19 protein-coding genes are annotated in these 24,337 nt (G+C 73.7%); 13 read left to right on the forward strand and 6 right to left on the reverse strand.

Annotated features, from left to right (window positions below; genetic code table 11):
• Nucleotide 1: 1 nt before the first annotated feature.
• Nucleotides 2-1,153: a damage-control phosphatase ARMT1 family protein gene (locus IOD14_RS11305; RefSeq protein WP_212670170.1), complete on the forward strand. Its 1,152-nt coding sequence runs from the start codon at nucleotides 2-4 to the stop codon at nucleotides 1,151-1,153.
• Nucleotides 1,154-1,241: 88 nt separating this feature from the next.
• Complete coding sequence (locus IOD14_RS11310) at nucleotides 1,242-1,976, forward strand: class I SAM-dependent methyltransferase (protein ID WP_249125897.1); 735 nt, start codon at nucleotides 1,242-1,244, stop codon at nucleotides 1,974-1,976.
• Here the strand turns inward: IOD14_RS11310 and fxsT are convergent.
• Complete coding sequence (fxsT, locus tag IOD14_RS11315; RefSeq protein WP_212670172.1) at nucleotides 1,937-5,200, reverse strand: FxSxx-COOH system tetratricopeptide repeat protein; 3,264 nt, start codon at nucleotides 5,198-5,200, stop codon at nucleotides 1,937-1,939. The genes IOD14_RS11310 and fxsT overlap by 40 nt on opposite strands.
• Nucleotides 5,201-5,602: 402 nt before the next feature.
• Here fxsT and cyc2 point away from each other — a divergent pair, with 402 nt between their 5' ends.
• Nucleotides 5,603-7,762, forward strand: a complete 2,160-nt coding sequence (cyc2, locus tag IOD14_RS11320) for a germacradienol/geosmin synthase Cyc2 (protein ID WP_212670173.1) — start codon at nucleotides 5,603-5,605, stop codon at nucleotides 7,760-7,762.
• A gap of 145 nt (nucleotides 7,763-7,907) precedes the next feature.
• Here cyc2 and IOD14_RS11325 read toward each other — a convergent pair whose 3' ends face one another.
• Nucleotides 7,908-8,651, reverse strand: a complete 744-nt coding sequence (locus IOD14_RS11325) for a hypothetical protein (RefSeq protein ID WP_212670174.1) — start codon at nucleotides 8,649-8,651, stop codon at nucleotides 7,908-7,910.
• Between the two features lie 78 nt (nucleotides 8,652-8,729).
• Here IOD14_RS11325 and IOD14_RS11330 point away from each other — a divergent pair, with 78 nt between their 5' ends.
• Nucleotides 8,730-9,605, forward strand: coding sequence for a LysR family transcriptional regulator (locus IOD14_RS11330; RefSeq protein WP_123992274.1), 876 nt, complete (start codon nucleotides 8,730-8,732; stop codon nucleotides 9,603-9,605).
• A gap of 89 nt (nucleotides 9,606-9,694) precedes the next feature.
• On the forward strand, nucleotides 9,695-10,279 hold the full coding sequence (locus tag IOD14_RS11335) for a PDZ domain-containing protein (protein WP_212670175.1): 585 nt from the start codon (nucleotides 9,695-9,697) through the stop codon (nucleotides 10,277-10,279).
• Between the two features lie 89 nt (nucleotides 10,280-10,368).
• Here IOD14_RS11335 and IOD14_RS11340 read toward each other — a convergent pair whose 3' ends face one another.
• Nucleotides 10,369-11,124, reverse strand: coding sequence for a phosphodiesterase (locus tag IOD14_RS11340; protein ID WP_212670176.1), 756 nt, complete (start codon nucleotides 11,122-11,124; stop codon nucleotides 10,369-10,371).
• A 128-nt stretch (nucleotides 11,125-11,252) separates the two neighbouring features.
• Between IOD14_RS11340 and IOD14_RS11345 the strand changes: the two genes are divergently transcribed.
• The 4 genes from IOD14_RS11345 to IOD14_RS11360 all read left to right on the forward strand — a co-directional run bounded on the left by IOD14_RS11345 (nucleotide 11,253) and on the right by IOD14_RS11360 (nucleotide 14,746).
• Entirely contained in the window at nucleotides 11,253-11,876 is a 624-nt protein-coding gene (locus IOD14_RS11345) for a LysE family translocator (RefSeq protein WP_212670177.1), read from the forward strand.
• A 115-nt stretch (nucleotides 11,877-11,991) separates the two neighbouring features.
• Entirely contained in the window at nucleotides 11,992-13,116 is a 1,125-nt protein-coding gene (locus tag IOD14_RS11350; protein WP_123992278.1) for an aminopeptidase P family protein, read from the forward strand.
• Between the two features lie 47 nt (nucleotides 13,117-13,163).
• Nucleotides 13,164-14,111 (forward strand): aminoglycoside phosphotransferase family protein, encoded by a 948-nt coding sequence (locus IOD14_RS11355; protein ID WP_123992279.1) that lies wholly within the window; start codon nucleotides 13,164-13,166, stop codon nucleotides 14,109-14,111.
• Nucleotides 14,112-14,212: 101 nt separating this feature from the next.
• Nucleotides 14,213-14,746 (forward strand): hypothetical protein, encoded by a 534-nt coding sequence (locus IOD14_RS11360; protein ID WP_212670178.1) that lies wholly within the window; start codon nucleotides 14,213-14,215, stop codon nucleotides 14,744-14,746.
• Between the two features lie 19 nt (nucleotides 14,747-14,765).
• On the opposite strand, the gene treZ is transcribed toward IOD14_RS11360, so the two are convergent.
• A complete protein-coding gene (gene treZ / locus IOD14_RS11365) occupies nucleotides 14,766-16,511 on the reverse strand; it encodes a malto-oligosyltrehalose trehalohydrolase (protein ID WP_123992281.1) in 1,746 nt (581 codons plus the stop codon).
• Between the two features lie 173 nt (nucleotides 16,512-16,684).
• Between treZ and IOD14_RS11370 the strand changes: the two genes are divergently transcribed.
• The 3 genes from IOD14_RS11370 (at nucleotide 16,685) to IOD14_RS11380 (ending at nucleotide 19,164) form a co-directional block, all read left to right on the forward strand.
• Nucleotides 16,685-17,236, forward strand: coding sequence for a DUF1707 and FHA domain-containing protein (locus IOD14_RS11370; RefSeq protein ID WP_123992282.1), 552 nt, complete (start codon nucleotides 16,685-16,687; stop codon nucleotides 17,234-17,236).
• Between the two features lie 138 nt (nucleotides 17,237-17,374).
• Entirely contained in the window at nucleotides 17,375-18,739 is a 1,365-nt protein-coding gene (locus tag IOD14_RS11375; protein ID WP_123992283.1) for a M14 family zinc carboxypeptidase, read from the forward strand.
• Entirely contained in the window at nucleotides 18,736-19,164 is a 429-nt protein-coding gene (locus tag IOD14_RS11380) for an SSI family serine proteinase inhibitor (protein ID WP_123992284.1), read from the forward strand. Before IOD14_RS11375 ends, IOD14_RS11380 begins: the two co-directional genes overlap by 4 nt.
• A gap of 49 nt (nucleotides 19,165-19,213) precedes the next feature.
• Here the strand turns inward: IOD14_RS11380 and IOD14_RS11385 are convergent, their stop codons facing one another.
• A complete protein-coding gene (locus IOD14_RS11385) occupies nucleotides 19,214-20,464 on the reverse strand; it encodes a M14 family zinc carboxypeptidase (RefSeq protein WP_123992285.1) in 1,251 nt (416 codons plus the stop codon).
• Between the two features lie 268 nt (nucleotides 20,465-20,732).
• Nucleotides 20,733-23,087 (reverse strand): malto-oligosyltrehalose synthase, encoded by a 2,355-nt coding sequence (gene treY / locus IOD14_RS11390; protein ID WP_212670179.1) that lies wholly within the window; start codon nucleotides 23,085-23,087, stop codon nucleotides 20,733-20,735.
• 452 nt (nucleotides 23,088-23,539) lie between these two features.
• On the opposite strand from treY, the gene IOD14_RS11395 reads away from it, so the two are divergent.
• The gene (locus IOD14_RS11395; RefSeq protein WP_212670180.1) at nucleotides 23,540-24,322 is read left to right on the forward strand and encodes a thioesterase; all 783 of its coding nucleotides are present in this window, start codon (nucleotides 23,540-23,542) and stop codon (nucleotides 24,320-24,322) included.
• Nucleotides 24,323-24,337 lie beyond the last annotated feature (15 nt).

The following is a 24,337-nucleotide window of genomic DNA, read 5'->3' on the forward strand; positions in this document are numbered from 1 at the left end:
TATGTCTCTCAGCGCCGCTGTCGTCCTCGCCAATGAACCCGGCTCCTTCCCCCACAGCGTGCTCGCCGAGCGGCATCCCGCGATCATCGCGCAGGTGCGGGAGGCGTTCCCCTACGGCCCCGGACAGCACCGCGCTCTCGACGCCCTGCTCGACAGCTGCACCAAGGGCGTGATCGAGCCGCTCCCGGACGGGGCGTGGGGCGAGTGGGGGATCGACACCCATCTCGGTCAGTCCTGGTTCGACGTGCCCTGGCTCTGGTCCGAGAGCTACTTCTACCGCCGACTCCTCGACGCCGTCGGCTACTTCGGGCCCGGCCCCTGGCAGGGCATCGACCCCTTCAGGCCCTCCAAGCTCGCCGAACTCGACTCCCCGGAGACGGACCAGGAACTGGCCGCGCTGGACGAACTCGCCCTGCGGCCGGCCGAGGAGCAGGGCGCGGCCCTGCTGCACGGATCGCTGTGGGGCAACCGCGCCGACCTCGGGTTCCGGCTCTCCGACGGCGGGGCCGAGGAACGTGACGCCGTGTCCGACCTGGTCGCCGACGACAGCGAGCGGCTGTGGGCACTGCTCGACGGCGCCGGCACCCTCTGCCTCATCGCCGACAACGCCGGGCGCGAGCTGATCCCCGATCTCCTCCTCATCGCCCACCTCCTCGAACACGGGCGTATCGAGCGGGCTCTGCTGCACGTGAAGCCGTACCCCTACTACGTCTCCGACGCCACCACCGCCGACGTCGTCGACGCGCTGCGCCGGCTCGTGCGGGCACCGGGGGAGGCCGCGGCCTACGGGCGCCGGCTGTGGGACGCCATGGGCGACGGGCGGCTGAGCGTCCGCGCGCACGCCTTCTCCTGCGCCCCGCTGCCCTACGCGGACATGCCCGACGACCTTCGTGCGGAGATCGGCGGGGCCGCGCTGACCGTGCTGAAGGGCGACCTCAACTACCGGCGCCTGGTGGGGGATCGCTGGTGGGCCCCGACGACGTCCTTCGCCGATGTGACCGCCCACTTCCCGGGGCCGCTCGCCGCCCTGCGCACACTGAAGTCCGATGTGATCACCGGGCTCGACGAGCGTACGGAGGCCGCGCTGGTCGAGGCGGATGGGCAGCGCTGGCGGACCGGCGGGACCCGTGCGCTGATCCAGGTCCGGCCCTGAGGAGCGTTATGCTGCCGAGTTGTACCGGTGGGCTGCCCTACGTCCCGCCGACGGGCAGCGAAAGAGGACGTCATTGACCCCGCGGTACGTGAGCAATCCAGGGGAGCCCGTCTACGACGTGGACGCACGGCGCTACGTCGATGTCACCGACGCCCGTGACGAGGCCGACCTGCACGACGTGTTCACGGACATCTACCGCACCAACCGCTGGGGCTCCGACGAGACCCGCTCCGGACCGGGCTCCGAACTGCAGCGCATGAAGCGGGTGATCGGCCGGCTCGGCGCACTCGTCGAGGACCTGGGCGTCCGCTCCGTGCTGGACGCGCCGTGCGGCGACTTCAACTGGATGCGGTACGTCGACCTGCACGGCGCCTCCTACCTCGGCGGGGACGTCGTCGCGGAGCTCGTCTCGGCCAACCGCGCCGACCACCCCGGTCCGGGGCGGGAGTTCCAGCTGCTCGACTTCACCGCCCAGCCCGTGCCGCGCGTCGACCTCATCGTGTGCCGGGACGCCCTCGTGCACTTCTCCTACCAGCACGTGGTGGAGGCGCTGACCCGTTTCCGGGAGAGCGGCTCGCGCTACCTGCTCACCACGACCTTCTCCCGGACGGCCGCCAACACCGACATCGTCACCGGCTGGTGGCGGCCGATCAACCTCCGGCTGGCCCCCTTCGGACTGCCCGAGCCCCTCCAGGTCATCGACGACGACGAGTCCGACGACTTCTACGACGACAAGGTTCTCGCCCTGTGGGACCTCGCGCAGATCCCCGCGCGCTTTCCGGGCTACGAGCCCGCCGCCGAGTCCGGGTCCCTGGGCGCCTGATTCCCGGAGCGCAGACGGGCGAGGGCCTCCCGGGCGGCCAGGGTCCGGGGATGCCGTAGTCCCAGCACCTCCTCACAGGCCTCCCGTACCTCCGTGAACTCCACCTCGGCGGCGCGCAGTTCGCCCTTGAGGCAGAGCAGTCCGGCCAGGTTGTGCCGGACCGCCAGGGTTCCGGGGTGCCGCCGTCCCAGCGTCTCCACACAGTCCGCGAGCACCGTCCGGTACTCCGCCTCCGCCTGCTCGACGTGCCCGCGCAGATGCAGGACGTGCGCCGCGCCGTGCCGTACGGACAGCGTCAGCAGGTGCTGTTCGCCCAGTACGGTCCGCCGGGCCTCGTAGACCTCCCTGAACTCCTGTTCCGCCGCGGCGAGTCGGCCCTGGTCCTTGAGGAGGTCGGCGAGGTTGTGCCGGACCGCGAGCGTGCCCGGGTGGCGGGGGCCGAGGGTCTCCACGCAGTCCGCCAGGACCGTGCGGTACTCGGTCTCGGCCCGGTCGGTACGGCCCCGCAGGTGCAGGACGTGCGCCGCGCCGTGCCGTACCGAGAGGGTCAGCAGGTGCTGTTCGCCGAGCACCTCCCGGCGCGCCGCGTACACCTCCCTGAACTCCGTCTCCGCCGCTTCCAGTTGGCCGCGCTCCATGAGCAGGTCGGCGAGGTTGTGCCGGACCACCAGGGTGTGGGGGTGCATGTCGCCGAGCAGCCGACGCTGGACCTCGAAGACCTCCCGGAACTCGGTCTCCGCGTCACCGGGCCAGCCCCGGTCGCGCAGCACGGTGGCCAGGCCGTGCCGGGCGGCCACGGTCTCCGGGTGATCCTCGCCGTAGGCGTCGGCGCGCAGCCCGAGCACCGTACGGAACTCCTGCTCGGCCTCCACGAGCAGGCCGCGGTCGCGCAGGACGTCCGCGAGGTCGTGGCGCACCGCGAGCGTGCTCGGGTGGCGCTCGCCCAGTACGTCCGCGCACACCCCGAGCGTCTGGCGCAGCTCCTGCTCGGCCTGCCGGAACATACCGCGCTCGTGCAGCACTTGGGCCATCTCGTGCCGGGTGACCAGGGTGTCGGGGTGGTTCGCGCCCAGGGTCTCCCGGTAGGCGTCCAGGAGCAGCCGGTACTCCTCCTCGGCCTCCGCGAGCAGTCCTCGGTACCGGGCCATCCAGGCCACGCCCTTGCGGGCCGCGAGGGTCCGCGGATCGCGCTCGCCCAGCAGGGTCCGGCGCGTGGCGTGGACCGCGCGGTACTCGGTCTCCGCCTCGACCGGGCGCCCCCGGCCGTTGAGCAGGTTCGCCAGTGCGTACCGGGCGTCGGCGGTCTCACCGGCCGCGTCGCCGAACAGGGCTCGCGTGTCCTCAAGGACGGTACGCAGCAGCGACTCGGCCGCCGACAGCCGGCCGCGCAGATGGAGCAGATGGGCTGCGGCGGACCGCACTTCGAGCGCGTCGGGGTCGCGTGGGCCGCACGCGAGGACCACCGGCTCGCACGCCCCGAGCACTTCCTCCGCCCGGTCCAGCCAGCCCCTCCGGATCAGATGCCGGGCCCCGGCCGCCGCCGACCGAAGCGCCTTGGAGACCAGGTCGTCCTCCGCCTCGTACGGGTCGCCGATCAGGGCCAGCGGGGCGTCGCAGTGCGGGAGCAGCAGCCGCCAGCGCGGCCAGTCACGGGGGTCGTCCTCGCTCAGCCCGGCCGTGGCGCAGACCACCAGATCGGCTATCGCGGCCGCGTACTCCCTCATGTGCTCGGCCAGGTCCCGCTGAAGCCGGCCGGCGTCCCGCACGAGCGGGTGCATCAGCAGGGTGCGGGCGTGGTCGTCCCCGCCACGCGGGGTGTGCAGCTCGACCAGGCCGAAGTCGGCGAGCGCGGTGACCGCGGTGAACAGCTCCTGGGGTGTGACACCGGGCAGCAGCGAGGAGGCCGCCAGCCGGTCGGGCCGTAACAGGTCCACCAGCGGCACCGGCGCCTCGCCCAGACAGCACAACAGCCGCATCAGCGGCCGGGCCTGGACGATGCCCCGCCGCTCGAGGAGGTCCAGCGACAGCTCCCAGGTGCCGGTCACCGGCACGGAGTAGGTGCCGCCCTGCTGCCCGGGCGGGCGCTCGTCGAGGAGTTCGGCGAAGCGCTCGTCCAGGGCCACGCGGTAGTCGGCGTACGTGCGCACGGTCGTCGTGCCCGGCCAGGCGGGGAACGCCGAGGCCGCCGCGAGGTGCGAGCCCGCGATGCGCAGGGCCAGCGGCAGCCCGCCGAGCCGCCGGGTCAGCAGCCGGGCGTCCTCCCGGGAACCGGCCCGCTCCCCGGCGAGGTCCCACAGCACCTCGGTGGCGTCGTCCTCCTCCAGGGCGTCGACCGAGTGCAGCGTGGCCCACGGCCCCCAGGTCGTCGGGCTGCTGTCCCTGCTGGTGATCAGCACCAGTCCCGGCAGCTCCGCGGCGGGCCTGACCCAGCCCGTGCCCTCCGCCAACCGGCCGTAGGGAGCGAGGTGTTCGGGCTCGTCCGCGTTGTCCACCACCAGCACCCAGGGGTTCGCGGTGTCGCACAGCCGCCGCCACAGGAGGTCGGTCGCGCTCGAACGCCCCGACCAGGCACGGTCGATGAGGTCCGCGGGGGTGCCCAGCGCCGCCACCACCTCGCGCATTCCGGCGCTCAGCGTGGCGGGGTTCTTCGCCGTCACCCACCACACGTCCACGTTGAGCGCGGCCGCGTAGGCGGCGATCTCCAGGGCGACCGTCGTCTTCCCGCTGCCCCCCATGCCGTGCAGCACCCGCACACCCGAAGTCGGCTTGCCCACCAGCTGCTTGAGCGTGTCGAGCAGGGGCTCACGGCCGCGCACCCGGCGGTCGAGCCGGCCCAGGGGAGGGGCGACGGTCAGCGCGCCCGGGACCCGGACGGGGTCCGGCGGGGCCTGGGACTGCTGGACCTGGATGAAGACCGGACGCGCGAGGCCGGAGAACTCCTGGACGAACTCGCTCAGCAGAGCGGACATCGCGGGATCGCGGGCCAGCAGGCCGCGCAGGGTGGAATCCCACTCCTGCCGTTGCTCCCGCAGCATGATCTCCTGCCGGGCCGGCGGAGCCGCGTCGAGCGCCGCACGGACCCGGTCCAGCCGCTCGACGTCCTCCCGTCGCAGGAACCGCGCCATCCGCTGCCGGGCCGCCTGCCAGGCATCGGTGGTCATCAGCCCGACCATCGTGCCCGCGGCGGCGGCAGCGGTCTGGGTGAACAACTCTGGCCCGAACATCGAGGACCCCCCTGTCGGCACACACCTCGACGGCTACGTCCGAACTCCTCTCCCGTCCTCAGGTTCTCATGTCATGTGGACAAGAAGGGACTTGATTGCGGTGATGCAGTTCGACACGGCTCGAACGGGTGCTATCGCGGCGCGCGGCGCGGGCGGGGATGCTCGGCGGGCGCTCGCCGAGCGGTTCGACTCCGGCCGCGCGGAGGGCGGTTCGCCGGACCTCGGGCGGTCTTCGCCGGACCTCGGACAGCCGTTCGCCGGACGGGTCCGGGCCGTCGGGGCTCGCGGACGGTGCCGGCACTGTAGCGGTACCCGTGAGCCCAGGCGTCCCGATTCACGCGATGGTGTGATCATGTGTGCCGCGGCGGATGCCTGTGAAGAGCCCTGGGTAGGGCCCGGCTCATGACGCAGCAGCCCTTCGAACTCCCGCACTTCTACATGCCGTATCCCGCGCGACTGAACCCGCACGTCGAGGAGGCCCGCGCCCACTCGTCCACGTGGGCGCGCGAGATGGGCATGCTGGAGGGGTCCGGGATCTGGGAGCAGTCCGACCTCGACGCGCACGACTACGGACTGCTCTGCGCCTACACGCACCCCGACTGCGACGGCCCCGCGCTCTCGCTCATCACCGACTGGTACGTGTGGGTGTTCTTCTTCGACGACCACTTCCTGGAGATCTTCAAGCGCACCCAGGACCGTGCCGGCGGAAAGGCCTACCTGGACCGGCTGCCCCTGTTCATGCCGATGGACCTGGCGACCCCGATGCCCGAGCCGGAGAACCCGGTCGAGGCCGGCCTCGCCGACCTGTGGACCCGCACCGTGCCGTCGATGTCCTCCGACTGGCGCCGCCGCTTCGCCGTCGCCACCGAGCATCTGCTCAACGAGTCACTGTGGGAGCTGTCGAACATCAACGAGGGGCGGATCGCCAACCCCGTCGAGTACATCGAGATGCGCCGCAAGGTCGGCGGCGCCCCCTGGTCGGCCGGTCTCGTGGAGTACGCGACGGCCGAAGTACCGGCGTCCGTGGCCGGGACCCGACCCCTGCGGGTGCTCATGGAGACCTTCTCGGACGCCGTTCACCTGCGCAACGACCTGTTCTCCTACCAGCGCGAGGTCGAGGACGAGGGCGAGCTCAGCAACGGCGTCCTGGTCCTGGAGACCTTCTTCGGCTGCACCACCCAGGAGGCCGCCGACACCGTCAACGACGTCCTCACCTCCCGTCTCCACCAGTTCGAGCACACAGCCCTCACCGAGGTCCCCGCGGTCGCCTTGGAGAAGAGTCTCGCGCCTGGGGAGGTGACCGCCGTCGCCCGGTACACGCAGGGGCTCCAGGACTGGCAGTCCGGCGGCCACGAATGGCACATGCGCTCCAGCCGCTACATGAACGCACGCGCCGAGACCACCTCCCCCTGGCAGTCCCTGACCGGCCCCGGCACCTCGGCCGCCGACGTGGGCGCCCTGCTCGCCGCGGCCGGCGCGGAGCGGCTGCGCGCACACGCGCACGTGCCGTTCCAGAAGGTCGGCCCGTCCCTGCTGCCCGACTTCTACATGCCGTTCCAGCACGAGCTCAGTCCGCACCTGCCCGGCGCCCGCCCCCGCCTCACCGAGTGGATGCACCGCATGGGCATGCTCCAGGAGGGCGTCTGGGACGAGGACAGGCTCGCCGCCGCCGACCTGCCCCTGTGCTCCGCGGGCATCGACCCCGACGCGAGTCCCGAGGCCCTCGACCTCAGCTCGCACTGGCTGGCCTGGGGGACCTACGGCGACGACTACTACCCCCTGGTCTACGGCGGCCGCCGCGACCTCGCCGCCGCCCGCCTGACCACCCACCGCCTGTCGGACTGCATGCCCCTCGACGGCGAGCAGACCCTCGTCCCCGTCAACGGCATGGAACGCGGCCTGATCGACCTGTGGGCCCGCACCACGGCCGAGATGACGCCCGACCAGCGGCGCACCCTCAAGGACGCCGTGAACGTGATGACCGAGAGCTGGGTGTGGGAGCTGGTGAACCAGATCCAGCACCGTGTCCCGGACCCGGTCGACTACCTGGAGATGCGGCGCGCCACCTTCGGCTCCGACCTCACCATGAGCATGTGCCGGATGGGCCACGGCCCCGCCGTCCCGCCGGAGGTCTACCGCAGCGGACCCGTGCGCTCCCTGGAGAACGCCGCCGTCGACTACGCGTGCCTGGTCAACGACGTCTTCTCGTACCAGAAGGAGATCGAGTACGAGGGCGAGGTGCACAACGCGATCCTGGTCGTGCAGAACTTCTTCGGCATCGACTACCCGCGGGCGCTGCGTGTCGTCCACGACCTGATGACCCAGCGCATGCAGCAGTTCGAGCATGTCGCCGCCAACGAACTGCCCGTCGTCTACGACGACTTCGGGCTCTCGGAGGAGGCGCGCGAGGTCATGCGGGGCTATGTGACCGACCTGCAGCACTGGATGGCGGGCATCCTGAACTGGCACCGCACGGTCGACCGCTACAAGGCCGAGCACCTCGCCCGCCGCACCCACGGCTTCCTCCCGGACCGGCCGCCGGCGCTCCCCCTGGCGGGCTGACCCGCCCGCCGGGCCGCTCGAAGCCCTCGCCGAGGAGCCGGTCGTTCGGGCCCGGCCGGGTCCACGGCGGCGAGGGCGGCCACGGCGCTCACGGCGGCCACGGCGCTCACGGCGCTCACGGCGCTCACGGCGCCCACGTCGAGGGTCAGGCGGGCTGACGCTCCCCCCGCGTCGCATGATCCACCGCGGCTCGCGCCAGCGCTCGCACGACCGGGTGCGGACGCGAGCCGTCGTCGGACAGCTCCGGCTGGAACAGGGTGGCCAGGAAGAAGGGATGGCCGGGGAGTTCGGCGATCCGGACCCGGCCGCTCTCGTCGTGCCCGGAGAAGCGCAGACCGTGTGCGCGCAGGGTGTCCAGATGGCGGGAGGGGCCGTAGGCGCAGAAGTAGCGCTCCACGGTCCGCTCGGAGCCGATCACCGACCGGGCGAGCGAGCCCGGCTCGATGTCCACCCGGCCCTCGTGGTCGACGAGGGAACAGGCCAGCGGCTCGATGAGCAGGTCGTCGGCATCGGGGTCGTTCTCGGCGTGCGCCGCCCGCGTCAGCCCGCAGACGTGACGGGCGTACTCCAGCAGCGCGTGCTGGAACCCGGCGCAGGTGCCGAGGAAGGGGATGCCGGCCTCGCGCGCGGTGCGGATCGCCGCGAGGACGCCCGCCTCACTGCGATAGGGGCTGCCCGGCACCACCCACACCGCGTCGAACCCTCGTACGGCGTCGGTGTCGCCGGCGTCCTCGGAAGGGATCCAGTAGGCGTCGAGCACGATCCGCTCGTGCTCGACCAGGGCGTCCAGCAGGACGGGGATGCGGGTGTGCGAGACCACGCCGGGGGAGCGGTCGCCCACCAGGGCGACCCGGGCGGTCCGTGCCGTCTTCGTCGTCATGCCCGTCATCCTGACCGGCGCCCGAGGATCGCGTCCAACGATGATTGCTGCACTCTCGATAAGCAGATCTGATGCGATGCTGGCCGCATGGACCCGCACCTCCTGCGCACCTACGTCACCGTCGCCCGCCTCGCCTCCTTCTCCGAGGCCGCCAGGGAGCTGGGCTACACCCAGTCGGCGGTGTCGCAGCACATCGCGGCGCTCGAACAGGATCTCGGCGCGCCGCTGCTCACCCGGCGGCCGGTCGCCCCCACGCCGGCCGGCGAGCGGCTCCTGGAACACGCCGAGCCACTGCTGCTGCGCCTGGACGCGGCCCGCGCGGACGTGGCCAGGACGGCCGCCGCGCCCGCGCACGGACTGACCCTCGCGGCAGCGCCCACCGCACTGGGGCCGCGGATCCTCGCCGCGCTCCCGGCTGCCGGTGTGACCCTGCGGGTGGTCGCCCGTGACGCGGTCCCCGCGGCCGTGGCGACCGGCACCGCGGACCTGGGCCTGACCGACGGCCTGGTCGCCCCCAGCGACCCGCTGCGCCTGCCCGACGTGGCCCCGCTGATCACCCGGGGCGTCGCCGAGGAGCCCGTGTGCGTCCTGCTGCCGGACACGCATCCGCTGGCCGGGCGCACCGGACTGCGCCTCGGCGACCTCGCCGACGCCCGCTGGCTGGACGCCCCGGACACCGCCCTGCCGCCGGCCCGGCTCCGTGCCGCTAACGGCGGCCGCGGCTTCCGGCCCGCCCTGCGGTACGAGGGCACCGACGTCGCCGTCCTGACCGCCCTCGCCGCCGCCGGGCACGGCCTGGCCCTGCTGCCCCGGTCCGCCGCGACCGGCGTGCAAGGCGCGGTCGCCGTGCCGATCACCCACCCGCGGGTCGTGCACCGGACGGAACTGGTGCACGCGGGCGCACCGAGCGGGGCGGCGGCGGACTTCGTCGACCTGCTGATTCCCGCCGCTTCCCGCTCCTGACCGGTCGTCAGTCTCACTCGTTCGTGGCTCGTCGCGCGCCGGTGCGCCGGGTAGTCACCACCCGGTGGTGATCCAGCCGGAGGCGATCCATGGAACAGACTGCGTTGCGCCCCAAGCCGATGCCCGGTCAGGAGCCCGGCGGCGGCAGGAAGTCCGGGCCCGCCCGGCGCCCGCACGCCGCGCGCCGGCGCGGGCGCCGGTTCACGACCGTGCTGTTCGGTCTGATCGTCGCGCTCGTCCTGGTGCTGTCGGGGGTGGGGCTCGGCACGGTGGGCGCCGCGATCATCGGCATGAGCAGGCTGGCCGAACTCCAACGGCAGGCGGGCCCCGGCGGGGGCGGTCCGTCCGCCTCGGCGCACCCGGGCCCCTCGCCGTCGCCCACGACGACCGCCTCCTCGCCCGCGCCAGCCGCCGCGACCCTCGCCCTGGAGGCCGTGGACGCCGAGAAGGCGGGCGCGCTGGTGGTCGGCGTCCATGTCCCCGGCCCGGGTTACAGGGCGGGCCTGGTCCGCGGCGACGTACTCCTCGCCGTCGGACGGACCCGCGTCGACACGGCCGCCGAACTCGCGCGGGCCGTCGCCGCCGCCCGGCCCGGTCGCGAGCTGGTGCTGACGGTCCGCCACCGCAGCGGCGGCTATCAGCAGCTCACGGCCGTACCGGGAGTCGTCACCTGAACCGTCGGCAAGTGGTCCGACGAACCGTCGGCAAGGGTCCGTCGAATCGTCGGCAGGGGTGCGTCGAACCCCCGTCGGACCCCGTGTGCTCAGGTGACCACCCGGAAGTGAGTGGTGAGCCGTCCCTCGTCGTCCAGCACATGGAAGGCCAGGCCGACCGGCGCGTCCCGGTCCGCGATCTCTTCGCCCTCCCACGGCAGCCGCAGGGTCCACGTCACCCCCGGGCCGACGACCAGGGGGCGCCCGGCGAACACGGTCGCCGCGGGTGTGTGCGCGTGACCGGTGATCAGTCCGGCGATCTCGGGCCGCCGCTCCAGCAGCGCGGCCAGCCGCCCGGGCCCGTCGAGCCGGTAGGAGTCGGGCAGCGGGTGGTGCAGCGCCACCGGCGGGTGGTGGAAGGCCAGCAATGCCGGAAGGCTCCCGTCCAGTTCGTCGAGCGTGGCCTCGATCCAGTCGTACGTCTCCTCGTCCAGCGCCCCTTCGTCGCTCCCGGGGATGCTGGAATCGCACATCAGTACCGCGCCGCCGGCGAAGACCCGCACGCTGTTCACCGGCCCGACGGCCGCGGGCCGCCGCAGCAGGGCCTTGCGGTACGGCACCCGGCTGTCGTGGTTGCCCGGGCAGGTGAGCACCGGGAACGGCGGATCGCCCTCGTGCAGCCCCAGGATCCGCGCGGCCTCCTCGTACTCCGCCTCCGTGCCGTGATCCGCGATGTCACCGGTCACCAGCAGGGCGTCCACCTGCCCCGGCAGCGTCCACAGCCGGTCACGCACCCGCTCGGCGCGCTCGGTCGCCCGCGCGCTCCCGTCGAGATGCAGATCGCTGATGTGTGCGAGTACGAGCACGACGTACCCCTTCTTCTAATGGTTTTGATTGATACAAGCATTAGAAGTGACGTTCCATCAAGCTGCTTACCGCGCCCAGGGCGGAAAACCACTGGTCCGCATCCGGCCCCCGGAGCCACGATGAGCCCATGCCGACCACGCTCGTCGCCTTCCTGGGGGCCTGCACCCTCATCGCCGCGTCACCCGGGCCGAGCACGGTGCTGATCATCAAGCAGTCCCTGCACAGCCGACGCTCCGGCTTCCTGACCGTCCTCGGCAACGAGACCGGTGTGTTCGTCTGGGGCGTCGTCGCCGCCCTCGGCCTGACCGCACTGCTGACGGCCTCCGAGATCGCCTACGACGTGATGCGGATCGTCGGTGCGGTCGTCCTCGTCACCTTCGGCATCCAGGCGCTGCGGCAGGCGCGCCGCGCCAGGACCCGCACCGACGACGGCGGCTGGGAGAGCACCGGCAGGACCGGCCCGGCCGCCTACCGCGCGGGACTGCTGCTCAACCTCGCCAACCCCAAGGCGGCCGTCTTCGCCCTGTCCTTCCTGCCACAGTTCGTGCCCGAGGGCGCCCCGCACCTGCCCACCATGATCGGGCTCGCCGCGCTCTGGGCGGTCTACGAGATCGGCTACTACGGCCTCTACGTCTGGTTCGTCGGCCGGTTGCGGGCCGTGCTGTCCCGCGCGGGCGTGCGCCGGCGCCTGGAACAGGTCTCCGGGGGCGTCCTGCTGCTCCTCGGTGTCCGCATGGCCCTGGAGAGCTGACACCCGCCCGGCGTTCGGTACGGTCCGTGCGAAAGACGTGTCGACCGGCTCGCGCGCCCCTCGCCGTCCGGGCAGGATGCTGCCCAAAGACCTTCATCCGCCCAGGGAGGCCCCGATGACCGGCACCGCAGCGCCCTTCGCAGCCGACGACTACCGGGCCCGCATGGAGCGCGCGGCACGGTCGGCCGCCGAGGCCGGGCTCGCCGGACTCCTCGTCGCCCCGGGCCCCGACCTGGTGTGGCTCACCGGCTACGCGCCCACCGCCGCCACCGAACGGCTCACCCTGCTCGTCCTCGCCCCCGGACAGGACCCCGTCCTCGTCGTGCCCACCCTGGAGGCCCCGGACGCCGCCAAGGCCGCCGGCGCGAGCGCGCTGACCCTGCGGGACTGGACCGACGGCAAGGACCCCTACGCCGCCACCGCGGTCCTCCTGGACTCCGGCGGCCGGTTCGGCATCAGCGACAACGCCTGGGCCATGCACCTGCTGGGTCTCCAGAAGGCCCTGCCCGGCACGTCGTACGCCTCCCTCACCGAGGCCCTGCCGATGCTCCGCGCCGTCAAGGACAGCGCGGAGCTGGAGCTCCTGGCGGCCGCGGGAGCGGCAGCGGACGCCACGTTCGAGGAGATCCGCACGGTTGCCTTCGGCGGCCGCAGGGAGTCCGAGGTGGCCGCCGACCTCGCCGACCTGCTGCGCCGCTTCGGCCACTCCCAGGTCGACTTCACCATCGTCGCCTCGGGACCGAACGGCGCCAACCCGCACCACGAGGTGGGCGACCGGGTCATCGAACGCGGCGACATGGTGGTCCTCGACTTCGGCGGCCTCAAGGACGGCTACGGCTCCGACACCTCCCGCACCGTCCACGTCGGCGAACCCACCGACGAGGAACGCCGGGTGCACGACGTCGTGCGCGCGGCGCAGGAAGCGGGCTTTCGTGCCGTACGGCCCGGGGTGCCCTGCCAGGAGGTCGACCGGGCCGCACGCGCGGTCATCGCCGAGGCCGGGTACGGCGAGTACTTCATCCACCGCACCGGGCACGGCATCGGCGTCACCACCCATGAACCGCCGTACATGATCGAGGGCGAGGAACAGCCCCTCGTCCCGGGCATGTGCTTCTCCGTGGAGCCCGGCGTCTATCTGCCGGGCCGCTTCGGGGTGCGGATCGAGGACATCGTCACGGTCACCGAGGACGGCGGCCGCAGGCTCAACGACACCACCCGCGAGATGGTCATAGTGGACTGACCCGGCCCCCAGGAGACCCTCCACCCCCGAGCGACTACGGCGCGACCATGACCCAGGCACCGACACCCACCGCGGACACGGTCCGCCGACTGGTCCGTTCCCTGCTCAAGGACGGCACGCCCGACACCGGCGGGCCCGAGGTCCGGCCCGTCGCCGAGGGCGGCGAACCCTCCACCTGGTGGGTCGGCACCCGCCATGTCCTGCGCCTCGCCGGGGATCGCGAGGCCGCCACCCGCCGACGCCGCGAACTGCGGCTGCGCGATCTGGTCCGCCCGCACGTCCCGGTCGCGGTCCCCACCAGCGTGGCCCAGGGCGAGTGGGCGCCCGGGCTGGCCTACACCCTCGACACCAAGGTGCCCGGCGGGTCGGCGGAGGAGCACGACGTGTCCGCCGTCGGCGAGGCCGACCTGGCCGGCCTGCTCACCGGGCTGCGCGAGGTGCCGGTACGGCAGGCCGAGGCGCTCGGGGTGCCACGCGTCGCCCCGCGCTCCCTGGAGGCGCTGCGCCGGGAGGCCGGGAGAGCCGCCGAACTCCTGCGCGCGGCCGACGAGTTCGACCCGGTACGGCTCCAGCAGCTCACCTCTCCCGCCGCGGTCCAGCTCGCCGCACAGCCGGGCAGCGCGGTCCTCGTGCACCACGCCCTGACCGGCGAACACCTCGTGATCAGCGCCGACGGACGGGTGCGCGGTGTCCTCGACTGGACGCACACGGTCGTCGGCGACCCCGCCGAGGACATCGCGGGCCTCGCGCTTGCCGTCGGCTCGCCCGCCGCCGTCCGCGCCGCCACCCTCGCCGGGTACGGGGCCCGCCCCTGTCTGCGCGGACTGTGGCTCGCCCGCTGCGACACCGTGATCCGCCTCGCCGCGGGCCTGGACGGCCGCGCCGCCGAGCCGCCGCCCCTCCTGCGCACCCGGCTGCGGCGCGCCTGGGAGGCCATCCTGCTGGAGCGCGTCACCGAGCTGCGGGACGAGGAGACGGACGACGCGGAACTGTAGGCGGGTGCAGGCGGGTGCAGGTGGCTCCACCTGGTTTTTTCCACCCTCGGTCCACCCGTGGGCCGAGGCGGCGGAGCGTGCCGGAGCCGGATAGTCGAGGCATGACGATCTCCGACTGGCTCATCGACGTGGCGCTTCTCCTCGTGGTCTTCCGGCAGCTGCGGGAGGAGAGACTGACAGCGCGCACGATCCTGCTGCCGCTGGCACTGATCGGCTGGGCGGCGGCCACCTACCTGCACGACATCCCCACCGCGGGCAACGACCTCGTGCTGATCGGCGCGTTCGCCGGCACCGGCGTCGCCTTCGGGCTGGCAGGAGGCCTGATCACCCGGGTGCGGTACGCGGACGGGCACATACGGGTCAGGGCCACCCTCGGCGCGGCGGCCCTCTGGGTGATCAGCATGGGCTTCCGTCTCGGCTTCGCGGTCTGGTCCTCGCACCCCTCCGGCATGGACCACCTGGCCCGTTTCTCCGCCGACCACACCATCACCGGCGAGCAGGCGTGGGTCGCCGCCATGGTCCTCATGGCCTTCGGCGAGGTCGTCGTCCGTCTCGCCGTCATCGTCGTCCGCGGCCGCCTCCTCCACACCCGCGCCGGCCATTGGGGACGCGACTCCCTGCCCGCCGCCGTCTGAACCGGAGGGCCCCGTGAGGTCACGCCTGCAGCAGCACCACGCACGACTCCCCGGGCACGTGCAGCACCCCGTCCGCGCCCGGTGCCTCCACCGGCTCCCAGGCCGCCAGGACGCGGGCCTCGCGCGGCCCCAGCGGGATCGTCGCCGACGACTTCGCGAGGTTCACGGCCACCCGGACGTCTCCCCGGCGGAACGCGAGCCAGCGTTGGCCCTCGTCGTGGGCGACCTTGATGTCGGCGAGGTCGGGGTCGGTGAGGTCCGGCTGCTCGTGCCGCAGCGCGAGGAGCTTGCGGTACCAGGCCAGCACCCGCGCGTGGGGCTCGCGTTCGAGCTCGGACCAGTCGAGGCAGGAGCGGTCGCGGGTCGCCGGGTCCTGCGGGTCCGGCACGTCCTCCTCGGCCCAGCCGTGCTCCGCGAACTCCCGCCGCCTGCCCCGTCGTACGGCATCGGCGAGCTCGGGGTCGGTGTGGTCGGTGAAGAACTGCCAGGGCGTGCCCGCCGCCCACTCCTCACCCATGAACAGCATGGGCGTGAAGGGCGCGGTCAGCACGAGCGCCGCCGCACAGGCCGCCAGACCGGGGGAGAGGGACGCGGCCAGCCGGTCGCCCTGGGCGCGGTTGCCGACCTGGTCGTGGGTCTGGGAGTAGCCGAGCAGCCGGTGCGCCGCCACGCGTGTACGGTCCAGCGGGCGCCCGTGGCCGCGGCCGCGGAAGCTGGAGTAGGTGCCGTCGTGGAAGTAGCCGCCGGTGAGGGTCTTGGCGAGCGAGGCCAGGGGAGCGCGGGCGAAGTCGGCGTAGTAGCCCTGGGACTCGCCGGTCAGCGCGGTGTGCAGGGCGTGATGGAAGTCGTCGTTCCACTGCGCGTGCAGCCCGAGACCGCCCTGCGCGCGAGGCGTGATGAGCCGCGGGTCGTTGAGGTCGGACTCGGCGATCAGGAACAGCGGCCGCCCCAGATCGGCGGCGAGGGCGTCGACAGCCGTCGACAGTTCCTCCAGGAAGTGGCACGCGCGCGTGTCGGCGAGTGCGTGCACGGCGTCCAGGCGCAGTCCGTCGATCCGGTAGTCCCGCAGCCAGGACAGCGCGCTGCCCAGCAGATACGCGCGCACCTCGTCGGAGCCGGGGGCGTCGAGGTTGACCGCGGAACCCCAGGGGGTGTGGTGGGTGTCCGTGAAGTACGGCCCGAAGGCGGGCAGATAGTTGCCCGACGGACCCAGGTGGTTGTGCACCACGTCCAGGACGACCCCGAGGCCCGCCTCGTGCGCCCGGTCGACGAACCGCTTGAGGGCCTCGGGACCGCCGTAGGGCTCGTGCACCGCCCACAGGGAGACACCCTCGTAGCCCCAGCCGTGCCGCCCGGGGAAGGGGCACAGCGGCATCAACTCGACGTGGGTGACCCCGAGTTCCACGAGGTGGTCGAGACGGGCGGCGGCCGCGTCCAGGGTGCCCTCGGGCGTGTACGTGCCCACGTGCAGCTCGTAGAGGACCGCTCCCGGCAGCGGCCGGCCGGCCCACCGGGTACGCCACGCGTGGCGTTCGTGCTCGACGACCGCGCTGAGCCCGTCCGGCCCGTCGGGCTGGCGGCGCGAGCGCGGATCGGGCAGGACGGGACCGTCGTCCAGCGCGAAGCCGTACCGCGTGCCGTCCTCGGCCTCCGCCTCCCCCCACCACCATCCCGGACGTTCAGGATCGCGCTCCAACGCGCGCGCGACGCCCGCGCAATGGAGCGTCACACGGCCGGCCTGCGGTGCCCACACCTCGAACTGCACGGACGGTTCCCCTTCGTCTGCTCACCGTGATGTAGCCCGTCCATGGTGCTTCAAACGCGATCAATCCGTCGTGGAATCCTCCCCATTGCGGCAGGTGTCGTCGGGTGCGCGCGCGGGGCGGCCGTTGTCTCGTTTTCTGGACACCCGGGGTTCACTGCCCGACAATCACCAACGTGACGTCGTCCTTCGAGTTCAACACGTACCCCGCGCGGCTGTCCGACGCGGAGCGCGACAAGGTGCTGAAGGTGCTCCGTGACGGCGTCGCCATGGGCCGCCTGTCGCACGACACGTTCGTGCGCCGCATGGAGCTGGCCCTCATCGCGCGCCGCTCCGACGAACTCGTCGCGCTCACCGCGGACCTGCCCCAGGAGAGCCGTGTCTCCCGGCTGGTGTTCGGCACCGTCGAGGCCGTCTCCGGCTTCACCGTACGGCTGCGCAGGGCGTGGCAGGCCGAGCGCCTGCCCAAGCTGCTGCTGCCGCACCCCGGCAGCGGCCATGCGCTGCGCATCGGACGGGACCCGGCGAACGGGCTCCGGCTGACCCACGAGACGGTCTCCCGCGTCCACGCCGAACTCAGCCGTCAGGGCGGGATGTGGGTCCTGCGGGACCTCGGCTCCACCAACGGCACGACGGTCAACGGCCGACGTGTCATCGGCGCCGCCGTCGTCCGCGAGGGCGACCAGGTCGGGTTCGGCCGGATGGCCTTCCGGCTCGCGATCAACTGAGCCCAACCTCACCTCTGGCCTGGGCTTTACGTGCGGTCGCGGCTCAAAACCCGGTCCGTCGCGCGGTGTTGACGTACCCCTCAAGTCGTGACTGACTGTGCGTACACCATGCACACCAGGTGAATCGACGGCACCACATTGTGGAGGTGTGCCCTGCCGCCCCTCCTCAGTTACCCGACCGTCGACGAGCTCGGCGCACGGGCCGCGGCGCTCGTCGCCCGCCATCCCGCGGACGCCCGACTGCGCCGCGCCGGCACCTCCCGCGCGGGCACCCCCCTGTGGCTGCTCTCCGTCGGCCACGGCAGCCGCCAGGCCCTCGTCGTCGCCGGACCGCACGCCAACGAGCCCGTGGGCGGCGGCACCGTCCTCAGACTCGCCGAGCGGGCCCTGGCCGACCCCCGGCTCACCGTCGGGGCGGACGCCACCTGGAACCTTCTGCTCTGCCTGGACCCCGACGGCCTGCGCCGCAACGAGGGCTGGCTGCGCGGCCCGTACTCCCTCGACCGCTACTTCCGGAACTTCTTCCGGCCCGGCTTCGGGGAACAGCCGGAATGGCTGCCCGACGGCGCGGAGGCCGCCGCCCTGCCGGAGACCCGCACCCTCCTCGCCCTCCAGGACGAACTGCAACCCTTCCTCCAGTGCTCCCTGCACGGCGTCGACGTCGGCGGCGGCTTCGTCGAACTCACCCGCGACCTGCCCGGCCTCGCCCGGCGCGTCGCCCACACCGCGGCCCGGCTGCGCATCCCGCGCGAGCTCGGCCCGTACGACACCCTCTACTGGCCGTGTCTGGGGCCCGCCGTCTACCGGATCCCGCCGCCCCGCCGCGGCGACCTGGCCGCCGCCATCACCGAGGCCGCCGTCGAGTCGACCTGGTACCACCCCCACCGGTACGGCACCGTGACCGCCGTCGTGGAGTCCCCCATGTGGGGGGTGGCCGCCGTCGAGGACGCCGGAACCCCCGCCGACGCGGCCGCCGTGCTGCGCACCGTCAGCCACGGGCTGCGCCGCGACGCGCGGCTCCTGGAGGACGTCCTGGCGCGGATCCGCCCGCATGTCTCGGCCGCCCCGGACGCGGCACGCCTGCTCGCCCCGGTCGAGGACTATTTACTGGTCTGCCCCGGACTCGCCGACGCCTGGGACCCCGACGTCACCGACGGCGGCCGTCCGCTGCCCCCGCTCAGCACCGGCCACCTGGCCGCGCTGCGCATCGCCGGACGGCGCCTCGCCCTGCGCACGGCCGGACTCCTGCACCAGCTCGTGACCCGCGCGGGCGCCGACCCGGCCGGCGCGCTGCCGGAGCTGGACCGGCTCATCGACCTGTGGTGCGCCGACTACCGCGACGGCTGCGGCGCGCGCTGGATCCCGGTGCCGCGCCAGATCGAGTACCAGTCCCGGGTCGTGCTCGCCGCCTTCGAGCTCGCCGCGCGGCACGCGCCCGCGTGTTCCCGTTCGGGTGAGCCGGAGTGGGGATCCGAGGCCGCCGTGCCGATGCACAGGGAATGACGTACACGATCACAACGGCGGCGGTGGCTCGGCGGGCGGCGCACGCGGCTCTGACGGCGGCGACCGCCCTGCTCCTCGCCGCCGCGGCCCCCGCGACGGCCGGGCCCCTTGCCGGCGGCGACCACCTCTTCCTCATGGTGACCAAGGGCGACGGCCGTTCCAGCGACACCCGCGGCACGCTCCTGCTCTGCGACCCGCCCCAGGGTCACGGCAGGGCCGCCGAGGCCTGCGCCCAACTGGACTCGGTCGGCGGCGACATCGGCGCCCTCGAACCCGCCCCCGCCCGCTGCCCGATGATCTACGCGCCGGTCACCGTCCAGGCCCGCGGAGCATGGGGCGGTCGGCCGGTCGAGTACCGGCAGACCTTCTCGAACGGCTGTGTGATGGGGGCGCGCACCGGGGCGGTCTTCGCACTGGAGAGCTGACGCACGGCTCGTGGCGCGGTGACGCACACGCGCGTGGCGCGGCGTCGGCTCAGTCCGCCCGTCCGCGCGCGTGCCGCGCCACCGCCACGACCGTGCGGGCCTGGTGCTCGACCTGGTGCTCCAACGGCACCCAGCGGGCCCGGAAACGCTCCGCGAAGGCGTCGCTCCAGGTCTCGACGAGCCTCTCGAGTCCCGGCGCCGCGCGGTCGTCGGCCTCGCGCAGGACCCGCAGCAGCATGGCCGCCGCCCGCAGCGGCAGCCGGCGGGAGAACGCGTCCACACTGCCGATGTACGCCCGGGTGTCGTCGGCGGGCCGGGTGCGGATCCAGTCCGCGGCCAGCCCCGGCACCAGCTCCAGTCCCCAGCAGGCGGCTCGCAGCAGCGGCCCGTCGCGACCCACCAGACGTGGCCGTGCCTCCGCAAGCACCCGGTCCACCGCCCGCGACTGGCGCAGCAGCCGGTCCGCCAACCGGCGCATCTCCGCCTGCGGCGCCGGGTGCGGCGCCGGATCGTCCACCAGGTCGCTCGCCCACATCGGCACCTCGACCACCGCGGTCAGACCGCCGTAGCGGTGCGCGTGGTACCAGGTGCTGCGCCGCGCGTCGTCCGGCATGCTCGGGTACGCCGCCCCCGCGCCCGGCGCCGGCATCACATGCACCCCGGGCCCGGACGCCGGCCAGCCCGCCGCGTCCGAGGCACCGGTCTCCACCGGGATCCGCAGCTCCTCCGCCGACTTGGCGAACGGCTCGGCCAGACCCGGCACGTCCTTCGTCAACTGCACCCAGCTGCCGCCGAGATCGGTGCCGTGCAGGGTCACCTGGAGGTAGGGCCGCAGTTCGTCGATCACCCCGGTCAGGGCGCGGGTCTCGGGCGGCAGCCGGTCGGCCGGCAGCATCGCCGGTGCCCACTCCGGCTGCTCCTGGCCGGCCGGCCGGAAGAAGCCGAGGTGGTAGTCGAAGAGACTGCGCGGCGCCGGGGTGACATGGAGACTCGCCCCGTCGGGGTCCGCGCACAGCAGGAAGTGCCAGGACGTGTCCGCCCTCAACTCCCGGTCGGCCACCACCCGCCGGGCCACCGCGAGGGCCGCGGGGCCGCCGGCCGGTTCGTTGGAGTGGGCGCCCGCGACCACCAGGACGGCCCGCCGGGCATCGCCGACCGACAGCAGCTGCAGGGGTCTGCCCGCACGCGAGACACCCACCTGCCGCAGTCTGCAGACGCCAGGCCGCAGTGCGGCCAGCGCCCGCGCCGACCGGACCAGTTCGGTCACCGTGGGGTAGCGCAGCTCCGGCAGGAGACTCACCCCCGACACGTCCGACCGGCCTCGCAATCCGCAGTACCCCACGGTCTGGTTGAGGTGTCAAGGACGCCGTGGGGGAGCCTCCAGGGGGCGCCCAGAAGCATTTACCGGCAACCGGTAGGGCGGTGGCCACCAGCGGGGTCGCCCGCGCCCCTCCACCCGCTCCGACGGGCCGGCGCCGCCGCCGGTGCGGTGCTCCCGCGCGGGCCGCGCGCACTCCCCGGCGCTGGTGCTCGGCTCACTCCGCTCCGGTGCTCCCGCGCGGCCCCGCTCACTCCGCGGCGACTCTCTCCAACAGCGCCACCGGTGATTCGCCCAGGAGCTCCGCCACGCGCGCGTGCCCGGAGAACTCCCGCTCCGGGACCAGCACATCGCGCCACAGGCCGGGCGGCAGCGGCAGCACCGTCTCCCCCCAGCCGCCCGCCTCCGCCAGCCGCAGCGACAGCCGGGTCGCCGCGGTGACCACCTCGCCCGAGCGCGCGAACGCCACGCAGTGCGCTGCCGAGGGCCCCTCCGCGGACAGCGGCGTGTACGTCGCCGCGTCCCCGAAGACGTCCGGCCGGCGTCGGCGCAGCCGCAGCGCGGCCGCCGTGAGCGCGCCCTTGTCCCCGCTGTCCTCGGGCGGGAACCGCACGGGCCGCCGGTTGTCCGGGTCCACCAGCGCCAGGTACCTGCCCTCCGTGCCCTGGTACACGTCGGGCACCCCGGGCATCGTCAGCTGCACCAGGGCCGTGCCCAGCTCGTTCGCCCGGATGTGCGGCTCGAGACGGCTTCGCAACGCGGCCACCTGCTCGCCCTGCGGCCCGCACGGCCCCGCCTCGACGAACGCCGCCACCGCCTCCTCGTACGCCGGCTCCTGCTCCGTCCAGCTCGTGTACAGCCCCGCCTCGCGCACATGCTTCAGCAGCGCCTCCCGCACCCGCTCCGGGGCCGCGGGGCCGAGCCCGAACACCGTCTGCCAGGCCGCCCACGCCAGCTGCGCGTCCGGCACGCCGTCGCCGGCGCGGGTCACCTCGGCCAGCGTGTCCGCCCACCACTCGGGACACTCGGTGAGCACGGCGAGGGCGGCCCGCACGTCGGCACTGCGCTTGGTGTCGTGCGTCGACACCACCGTCCCCGTCAGCGGCCAGTCGCGCTGCACGCGCGTGCAGTACGCGTGGAACTCCTCGGGCGCGACGGCCGGGCTGCCGGGGTTCCCGCCCACCTCGGTCGCCGAGAGCAGCGGCACGTACCGGTAGAACGCCGTGTCCTCCACGGACTTGGCCCGCAGCGCCGACGAGGTCTGCGCGAACCGGGTCCGGAACTCCTCGTGCTCCGGCCCGTCACCGGCCCGCCCCAGCACCAGATCCCGTACGACATCGACGGCCTCCGCCTCCTCGGGGACCACGAAGGCGAGCCGGGCCTCGGCCGCGGCCTCCTCGGTGACCACGGCGGCGGCGTCCGAGGAACCGTAGGGCCGGTAGACCTCCATCCGCACCAGGAGTTCCTGCAGGGCGGTGCGCAGCGCCCAGGGCGCGCGGTCGCGCAGCGCGGGCTCCGGGGACCCGGCACACAGGCGGGTCGCCACCCGGGTCAGCCGTTCCGTCTCGGCGGCCAGCTCGTGCGTGATCACCTTGTACGCCGCCCGCCGTGCCGTCGCGGCCCAGTCGCCGCCCCGGTCGGTCTGCGGGGCCGCGAACCGCCGGTACTGGCCGAGGAGTTCCCCGAACCCGGCCGGGTCCGTGAACAGCCCGTCGAGGTGCCTGAGCGCGTCGTAGCCGGTCGTCCCCGCCACCGGCCAGGCGGCGGGCAGGTGCTCCCCGTCCGCGAGGATCTTCTCCACGACCGTCCAGCGCCCGCCGGTCGCCTCGTGGAGCCTGTGCAGGTAGGCGTCGGGGTCCGCGAGGCCGTCCGGGTGGTCGATCCGCAGCCCGTCGACCACGTCCTCGTGCAGCAGCTGGAGGATCTTGGCGTGGGTCGCCTCGAACACCTCGGGGTCCTCGACCCGCACCCCGATCAGCTCCGAGATGCTGAAGAAACGCCGGTAGTTGAGCTCCGTACGGGCCAGCCGCCACCACGCCGGCCGGTACCACTGCGCGTCCAGGAGCTGCGGCAGGGGGAGGTCCCCGGTGCCCTCGCGGACGGGGAACACATGGTCGTGGTAGCGCAGCACCTCGCCGTCCACCCTGAGGTCGCCGAGCTCCGCACCGACCGGGCGCCCCAGCACCGGCAGCAGCACCTGGCCGCCCTGCGCCTCCCAGTCGATGTCGAACCAGCGCGCGTACGGCGACTTCGGGCCCTCCCGCAGCACCTCCCACAGGGCGCGGTTGTGGCGCGGAGCCATCGCCATGTGGTTCGGCACGATGTCCACCACCAGGCCGAGCCCGTGCTCCCGCGCGGTGCGCGACAGCGCCCGCAGCCCGTCCTCGCCGCCCAGTTCCTCGCGCACGCGCGTGTGGTCCACGACGTCGTAGCCGTGCGACGAACCGGGGACCGCCTCCAGGACGGGGGACAGGTGCAGGTGCGAGACACCGAGCGAGGCCAGGTACGGCACAGCGGACGCCGCGGCCGCGAACGGGAACTCGGGCTGCAGCTGGAGCCGGTAGGTGGCCGTGGGCACCGCAGGGGCGGATCGCTCAGGTGTCATGCAGAGCTAGGTACCCACCGAGCGCGCTTTCCCGACACGGACTGGTCCACGCGGCCCCACCGCCTGCGGACGCCCACGGGCCGCTCCGGGCGGACACCGGCCTGGACCTGCCGCAATGGCGAGCGACCGTGAGAATCTCACGGTCCTCGCGTGAGTCTTCCTCCTGCCCGATTCCTGAGGGCGTCACTGTCCGCGGGCCGCTGCCGGATGGCAAGCTCCAGACAGTCGGACACGGCATCGAAGACCGTCGCGATCCGGCACCGCACCCCGCATCCAACCCCACAACTACCCCACACCCGTCCCCTCACCCGCACGGTCGCGGCTCCCCCCCCCCGCTCGCACGCCGCCCGTGCCACTCGGCCGAACTCGTTCACCCACGCGCCGACACCGCTCCCTGTCGCGGCCCGCACCCGGCCGGACCGGGCGGCGCCGTCCCACGGCAGAGGACTCCTGTGAACCAGTACCTCGCGGCCCGGCCGCGCACCGGCACCTCCCTGACCCTCTACTGCTTCCACCACGCCGGAGCGGGCGCCTCCGCCTTCGCCGGCTGGACGCGCCGCCTCGGCCCGGCGTTCTCCGTCGTGCCCGTGCGGCTGCCCGGCCGGGAGAGCCGGCGCGCCGAAGCCGGCATCACCGAACCCGAGGTCCTCTTCCAGGACCTCGACGACAACCTCGGCGCGCTGCTGGAGGAGGGACCGTACGCCTTCTACGGGCACAGCCTCGGCGCCCTGGTGGCCCACGGCTACACGGAGCACCGCCTCGCGGCGGGCGGGCGACCGCCACGGGCGCTGCTCCTGGGCGCCTGCGCGCCGCCGCACCTGCCGAACGGCCTGACCGACGACGGCGACCTGACCGACGACGGCGACCTGACCGACGACCGGCTGCTCGCCGCGTTGCGGGCGGCCGGCGGTGTCCCCGCCGATCTGGAGGCCCGGCCGGCCCTGCTGCGCAGCACACTCGCCACCACCCGCGACGATCTCCGGCTCTGCCGCGCCCTGCGGGCGCGCTCACACCGCCCGGTGCCCGGCCCGCTCTGGGCCTTCGCCGGACGGCGGGACCGGGTCGCCGCCCCCGCCGCGGTCGCGGGGTGGCAACGCTGGACCACCGGCGCGTTCCGCATGCACGTCCTTCCCGGCGACCACTTCTTCGTACGGGAGCCCGCGCTGCCCCGCCTCGTCGGGCAGCTGCTCGAACCACTGGCCGCAGCGGCTACCGCCGTCCCGGCCGGGCGCTGACCCCCACCCACCCCA

The sequence above is a fragment of the Streptomyces sp. A2-16 genome, from assembly GCF_018128905.1.
Taxonomy (GTDB): Bacteria; Actinomycetota; Actinomycetes; order Streptomycetales; family Streptomycetaceae; genus Streptomyces.